We start from the raw sequence: 6,264 nt of genomic DNA on the forward strand, positions 1-6,264 counted from the left end.
GAGGGGACGCCCGCTCCAGTGCCGGAGTCATCAGCATGCGGCGGGAGTGCGCAGGAGACCTCCGCGGGTGCCGGGAAAAAAAGCACACCCCGGCACCACCGCCCGGACGAGGGACTCGGACGCTCCCGGGGCGGCCTGACCTGCAAGATCCACCTGGCCGGTGAAGGCGGACACCGCCCGCTGGCGCTGCTGATCACGCCGGGCCAGTGGGGCGACGCCCCGCGGCTCATCCCGGTCATGGAACGCATCCGTGTCCACCGCCCGGGTGGCGGACATCCGCGCACCCGGCCCGACCACCTGGGCGGCGATAAGGCGTATTCCTCCCGGCGCCACCGCCGCTACCTGCGACGTCGCCAGATCAAGCACACCATTCCCGAGCCCCGAGATCAGCGAGCCCACCGCAAGAGACGCGGCAGCAGGGGCGGACGGCCCGCCGGCTTCGACAAACGCGCCTACGTCTCGGGACCGTCACCCTGCCTCGATCCGGCTCTGGCTCTGGCTCTGGCTCTGGCTCTGGCTCTGGCTCTGGCTCTGGCCATGATCAGCCGGACAAGCCCTAGACCTGCCCGGCGAGGGGATGCCTTCACGTCTCGGCGCGGCGGAACTTACGGTTTGTGGGTCACCCAGAGCAGTTCCGCCGGCCAGCGGTGCGCCCAGTCGGGTGGGTCGGTCTCGTTGTAGCCGTTGGGTGTTCCGAGTTCGGGCCGCGGCTCGATGAGGTCGTCGATGATGAGACCCGCGCCGCGCAGGACCTTGACCCAGTCGCCGTAAGTGAGCTGATAGCTGGTCGCGCCGTCGTCTTCGGCGATGGTGTTCAGCCCGAAGTAGTCCTGCTGCAGCGTCGTGGTCACGCGGCTGGCGGCTTCGTCGTAGCAAGCTTCGAACCATGGGCTGGCGACGTTGAACACCAGGCGCCCGCCTCGGCCCAAGACGCGTGCGGCCTGCGGGACGGCCAGGTGCGGGGGCGCCCAGCTGAGCCCACCGAAGTCGCAGAACACCAGGTCGAAGCTGTCGGCGGCGAAGGGGAGTTGTTCGGCGGCGCCTTGCACCAGCGGGTAGCGGGCCGCTCCCATCGCGCCGGCCGCTGCGGCGAGTTGGGCTTCGGACAGGTCGAGCCCGACCACGGTGGCGCCCTCGGCGGCGAGCGCCCTGGACCACTGGCCGCCGCCGCAGCCGAGTTCGAGGACGCGCTTGCCGGTGACGTCGCCCAGGGCGTGCAGGTGCGCGTCGGGGATGGAGTACATGCCCCACAGCCGGGGTGCGGCGCCGATGTGCGGGTCGTGCGCGTGCTGGTAGGCGCTGCTGATCCGGTTCCAGAGCCGCCGGTTGGCGGGGATGCTGTCCACGTGCCGACTCCAGCACTGCCTGCCGGGGCGGTCAACACGATTAGGGCACTGGCCGGCCCTCACCTCGGTCCGGCCCTGGCTCGGCCCGTGATCCGCCGGACGAACCCTAGAAGCTACCGCTGTTCGTCATGGCAACCCCGGCCGACATGACCGACCGCGACGCGGCCAAGGAAGGTCCTCCTCCGGCTGCGATCCGCACGCTCCCGCGGGCACCGGCTGTCAGATGGGTGGCCAGTTTCGCAGTGCCGCGTCGGCCACTTGCTGGAGTTCGGAGCGGGTGGCGCCGCCGGCGGCCTGGACGGCGATGCCGTTCGACACGGTCATGACGTATCGGGCGAGCAGTTCCGGGTCCGCACCGGGGGGCAGGTCACCCTCGTCGACGGCCCGCTGGAACCGGTGGCGGAGGCGAGCGCGGCCGTCGTCGCGCCAGGCGATCAGGGCATCCTGGGCCGCCCGGCCGGAGTCGCCGGAGGCCAGCGAGCCCTGCACGCCGAGGCACCCGGCGGGGCAGCCGGGGCGGGTGGTCGTACTGACCGAGCCGGCGAGGAACGCCGTGGCCACCTCCCGGGCGCTCGGCTTCTCCAGCGCGCGGGCCGCATAGGCGGCGGGGCCTTCGGTGTAGCGCTCCAGGGCCTTGTGGAACAGCTCCTCCTTGTTGCCGAAGGCCGCGTACATGCTCTTGCGGGTGATGCCCATGGCGCGGGTCAGGTCGGTCAGGCTTGCGCCCTCATAGCCCTGCTCCCAGAAGACCGTCATCGCCCGCTCCAGGGCCTCGTCGGGGTCGAAGCCTCTCGGCCGGCCGATCGGCGCTTTCCGGGTGATCTCCACGGCGCCATCCTACCTCCTCGATACCGATCGGTGCAGAAGTGCTACGGTTCCGTTTCGCACCGATCGGTATCTAAGTTTCGGGAGTTCAAGCAATGGGACAGCTGGAAGGCAAGACCGCCGTCGTCACCGGCGGCAGCACCGGAATCGGCTTGGCCACTGCCACGCGACTGGCGTCCGAGGGCGCCCACGTGTTCATCACCGGCCGACGCAAGGACGCACTCGACAGGGCCATCGAGTCGATCGGTTCCACGGTCACCGCGGTGCCGGGCGACATATCGGAGCCGACCGACCTGGACCGGTTGTACGAAGCGATCCGTGATCGCGGCCGCGGCCTGGACGTGCTGTTCGCCAACGCGGGCGTGGCCACGCTCGCACCGTTGGCGCAGGCCACCGACGAGCAGTTCGATCAGATGTTCGGTGTCAACGTCCGGGGCACGCTGCTCACGGTGCAGAAGGCGCTGCCCCTGCTCAACGACGGCGCCTCGGTGATCCTGAACGACTCCATCCGCGCCGACGACGGCCGGGAGGCCTTCGGCCTGTACGCGGCGTCAAAGGCCGCGATTCGATCCCTCGCGCGGACCTGGGCCAACGAGCTGAAGGGCAGGGGCATCCGGGTCAACACGGTCGCGCCGGGCGCGATCGACACCCCCGGAGTCGACATCGCCATTGGCGAGGAGAACGCGGCCGCCGTCAAGGCGGAACTCGCGGCGGGAATTCCGATCGGCCGGAGGGGACGCCCGGAGGAGGTCGCCGCAGCCGTGGCCTTCCTCGCCTCCGCAGACAGCAGCTTCATGCTCGGCACCACCCTGCACGTCAACGGCGGCGAGAACCAGTTCTAACGGAGACCGGGGAAGGACCGTTCGACCTCCCCAGGTCACGGCCCTTCCCCGGTCAGCGCCACTCGATTACCCGGTCGGCTCAGATCCATGCGCGCGTGATCACACCAACTACAGCGAGATCATCTCAGCCCCTTATCATTCGATCCCAAGGAACGAGCAGCCGTCGAGGGGGCGACAGACATGGCCGCAGCACGCATGGCAGCAGCGGTGCTGGTCACATGGGCCGCGCTGATCGCGCTCCTCCTTGCGCCGTCGCCCCTGCCAGAGCATTGGCGCTACTACATCTACTCTCCAGCGAGCGTGGGCCTGTGGCTTCTGGCCATGCTCGTCGCGCCCGCCGTGGTCTGTACCGTCAAATGGCCATGGATCAAGTCGGGCCGCAGGTGAGCCCCGTCTTGCTTACGAGCAGGAATGAGTGGATGTGCGATGTGGCGGTGCCACCAGCGGCCGCCTGTCATGCGCAGTCCATGAGCTGCCTGGTGCCGAGCCCTGGCATGCTGTCGGGGGCATGTTCAGGCGGGCGACGTCGGCTCGATCGTGGCGGACACTTCAGCGAGAAGCGACTCGGCCTCCGTTCCCCAACGCGAGCTCACCACCAGATCCCGGGCGGGATCGACCCATAGCAGGTGGCCGCCGCCGTTTCCCCGGGCGCAACGTCCGGTGGACGGGGCCTTGGGCCAGACTGTGCGGTGGTCGTTCAGCCACCACGACAGCCCGTAGTTGGGCTTGACCGGGCAGGGCCGCCACATTTCCTCGATCCACCCGGCGGACAGCAGTCGGCGCCCGCCCCATTGCCCGTTCCGCAGGCACAGTTGCCCTATCCGGGCCAGATCGAGGGCGTTGATCCACAGCCCACCGCCCCAGTGTGCGCCGCCGGACACCACGGGGATGCGTCCACTGTCGATCTCCACCGTGGAGTCGGCGTATCCGTGCCAGGACCAGCCGGACGAGGCTCCGATCGGTTCCATGATCCGCTCGCGCAGTGCCTCGGGCAGGGGCCGGCGGAGCAGGACGGTGAGCGCGAGGGCGGTCAGGTTCACTCGGACGTCGTTGTAGGCCCAGCCCGCGCCCGGCGGTCCGCCGGCTGACTCCGTTCCCTCGCGGTTGCTCTGGGCGTCGGCCCAGGTCGGCTTGGACCACAACTCGCCCTCCCACTGGCTGGACTGGTCCAGCAGGTGCCGCCACGTGATCTTCTGTGCGTGTGCGTCGCCGAACTGCGGCAGGTCGACCGAGCGGCACACGGGCTCGTCCAGCCGGAGCAATCCGTCGTCGAAGGCCAGACCGGCCACCAGGGACAGGACGCTTTTGGTGGCGCTGAAGGCCATCTCCGTCCGCTGCGGGTCTCCCCAGGAGGCGAGTACCACGCCGCGCCGCACGACGACACCGCTCGCCCCCTGCCCGTCGCGCAGGGGACCCAGCACCTCCCGATGTGAGACGTCGCGGACCTGGGAGGCCAGGTAGGACCGCATGTTCTGGATACCCGGTACCGTGCGCTCAGCCTGTTCCTTCGCGGCGAGCGCCAGCCGGGTGGCATCCACCCCCGACCACGGGTCGCCGGAGTCCCCGCCCTCGCACAGACACTTCCCTACGTATTCCATCAACCCCGCCCCTCTACGCGCCTGTTGACCGTCCGGATGCTCCTACCCCGGAAGCCGTCCGACTGTTACCCGACGCACTGACCTGGCGGACCTGCGGGATCGTCCGGAACGGTTCGCCATCGAGAGGTGCCTGCTCACACTTGTGTGAGCGAGCAAGGGCGGTCGGCCGGTCGCGCTGCTCCCGGTCCAGCACCCAGCCGAGCGTCGCGGCAGCCGGGCGAGCCTTACTCCCGGGGGCGACCGCCCCTGCCGCGAGCGGTTCACCGGGTGGACAGCTGCAGGTAGCGCTCAAGCCGAAGGCCCGGGGTGTCGACGCCGAATCAAGCACGACCCGGCACGGCGATGTTCTCCACCCCCTCCGACCCCCGCACCGCGGACTACGTGGAGGACCACTTCGGCTGGCGGACGGATCCGTTCCAGGGGACGCACATCAACCGGTGGGCAAACCGGGACCGAACTCCGTGTTCACGGACCATGCATTCCAAGGTATTTCAGGTGAAAGCCCATCAGGCATGACAACCGCAGTAGGTCTCGCTGTGTCAAACCGGTGCAGGACCGCACGGCACATGACCAAGGAGTCCACATGCGCATACGCTCACGGGCGGCTCGCCTGACCACTGCCACCATCTTCGCCGCGCTGGCCACGACCGCGGCCGGGGCGCTGCCCGCCCACGGTGCCGCCCCCGCTCCCGCGCGAAACGCCACGGCGGCGGTGGCGGCCTACGAGTTGAGCCTGACCGCCAGCAGATTCACCACCGACTTCCAGCACCGCACGGTCACCCTGACCGGCACCCTGACCCGGCCTGACGGCACCCCCGTGGCGGGCGCGCCGGTCGCCGTGGGCCAGAACGTCCGCTACAACACCTGGAACCCCTGGGGCGACCCCATCGACCCGATCGAGCGGGAGAACCGGAGCCTCGGCACCGTCGTCACGGACGCGGACGGGCGGTTCACGCTCCCCGGCGTCAGGGCGGACCGGTGGGACGACCAGGGCAGCATCTTCCTCAACCCCCGCCACGAAGTGGAGTTCTACGCCTCCTACGATCCGGCCGAGGACCCCACGGACCACGACATCGTCTTCACTCGCGCCGTGGTCGCCGTCAAGCCGGTCATGAGCACGATCACGTACAAGGTCGACAAGACCAGGGTGCGCCCCGGTGACACCCTCACCGTGACCGGCAAAGTCGCCTGGCCCGCCGGGCACGGGCCGGTCGCCGGCACCCGGGTCCTGCTGCGGACGTACTACGAGAGCCAGTTCAACGCCGAGACCACCACCGACGCCACGGGGAACTTCACCGTGCGCGCCAGGATCAGGAGCTACGACCACGAGTTCGTGCTCTTCTCCGCTCCCGAGGACTACTACATCGCTCGCGCCACCAAGCCCCTGCCGGTCAAGAACACCACGCCGTAGCGACGCCGCAGTGCCTCGTGGGAGGGGGCGAGTACAACCATGGAGCCGGTGCAGGAGTCACAGAGGCGGTAGATCCACAAGCACATGTCTGATGGGGGAACCCTTGAGAAAGATCACGGCAGCGGTGGGTACGACGACCATCGCGGTCTTAGAGGTCCTAACAAAGGCGTTTGACGTGGCGGTGGGTGATGAGGCAGGTAGCGAGGCCGAGGAAGGCTTCGTGGATGTCGTCGCGTCGTTCC

6 protein-coding genes and 1 pseudogene are annotated in these 6,264 nt (G+C 69.2%); 4 read left to right on the plus strand and 3 right to left on the minus strand.

The genetic code is table 11. The features are described from left to right. Nucleotides 1–19: 19 nt before the first annotated feature. Nucleotides 20–444: pseudogene (locus AB0959_RS19200) on the plus strand (transposase); the annotation flags it as partial. 161 nt (nt 445–605) lie between these two features. On the opposite strand, the gene AB0959_RS19205 reads toward AB0959_RS19200, so the two are convergent. Continuing rightward, nucleotides 606–1,346 carry a class I SAM-dependent methyltransferase gene (locus AB0959_RS19205; RefSeq protein WP_366827586.1) on the minus strand — a complete coding sequence of 247 codons (741 nt, stop codon included), beginning with the start codon at nt 1,344–1,346 and terminating at the stop codon, nt 606–608. Nucleotides 1,347–1,565: 219 nt separating this feature from the next. Beyond that, nucleotides 1,566–2,174 (minus strand): TetR/AcrR family transcriptional regulator, encoded by a 609-nt coding sequence (locus tag AB0959_RS19210; protein WP_366827587.1) that lies wholly within the window; start codon nt 2,172–2,174, stop codon nt 1,566–1,568. A 92-nt stretch (nt 2,175–2,266) separates the two neighbouring features. Between AB0959_RS19210 and AB0959_RS19215 the strand changes: the two genes are divergently transcribed. Together AB0959_RS19215 and AB0959_RS19220 are read left to right on the plus strand one after the other, a co-directional pair. After that, entirely contained in the window at nt 2,267–3,013 is a 747-nt protein-coding gene (locus AB0959_RS19215; RefSeq protein WP_366827588.1) for an SDR family oxidoreductase, read from the plus strand. Nucleotides 3,014–3,193: 180 nt separating this feature from the next. Further along, nucleotides 3,194–3,400 carry a hypothetical protein gene (locus tag AB0959_RS19220; RefSeq protein WP_366827589.1) on the plus strand — a complete coding sequence of 69 codons (207 nt, stop codon included), beginning with the start codon at nt 3,194–3,196 and terminating at the stop codon, nt 3,398–3,400. A 125-nt stretch (nt 3,401–3,525) separates the two neighbouring features. On the opposite strand, the gene AB0959_RS19225 is transcribed toward AB0959_RS19220, so the two are convergent. Further along, complete coding sequence (locus AB0959_RS19225) at nt 3,526–4,611, minus strand: serine hydrolase (RefSeq protein WP_366827590.1); 1,086 nt, start codon at nt 4,609–4,611, stop codon at nt 3,526–3,528. A 583-nt stretch (nt 4,612–5,194) separates the two neighbouring features. Between AB0959_RS19225 and AB0959_RS19230 the strand changes: the two genes are divergently transcribed. Further along, nucleotides 5,195–6,022, plus strand: a complete 828-nt coding sequence (locus AB0959_RS19230) for a carboxypeptidase-like regulatory domain-containing protein (protein ID WP_366827591.1) — start codon at nt 5,195–5,197, stop codon at nt 6,020–6,022. The last annotated feature ends 242 nt before the right edge of the window (nt 6,023–6,264 follow it).

Source organism: Streptomyces sp. NPDC046862 (assembly GCF_040704615.1).
GTDB lineage: Bacteria > Actinomycetota > Actinomycetes > Streptomycetales > Streptomycetaceae > Streptomyces.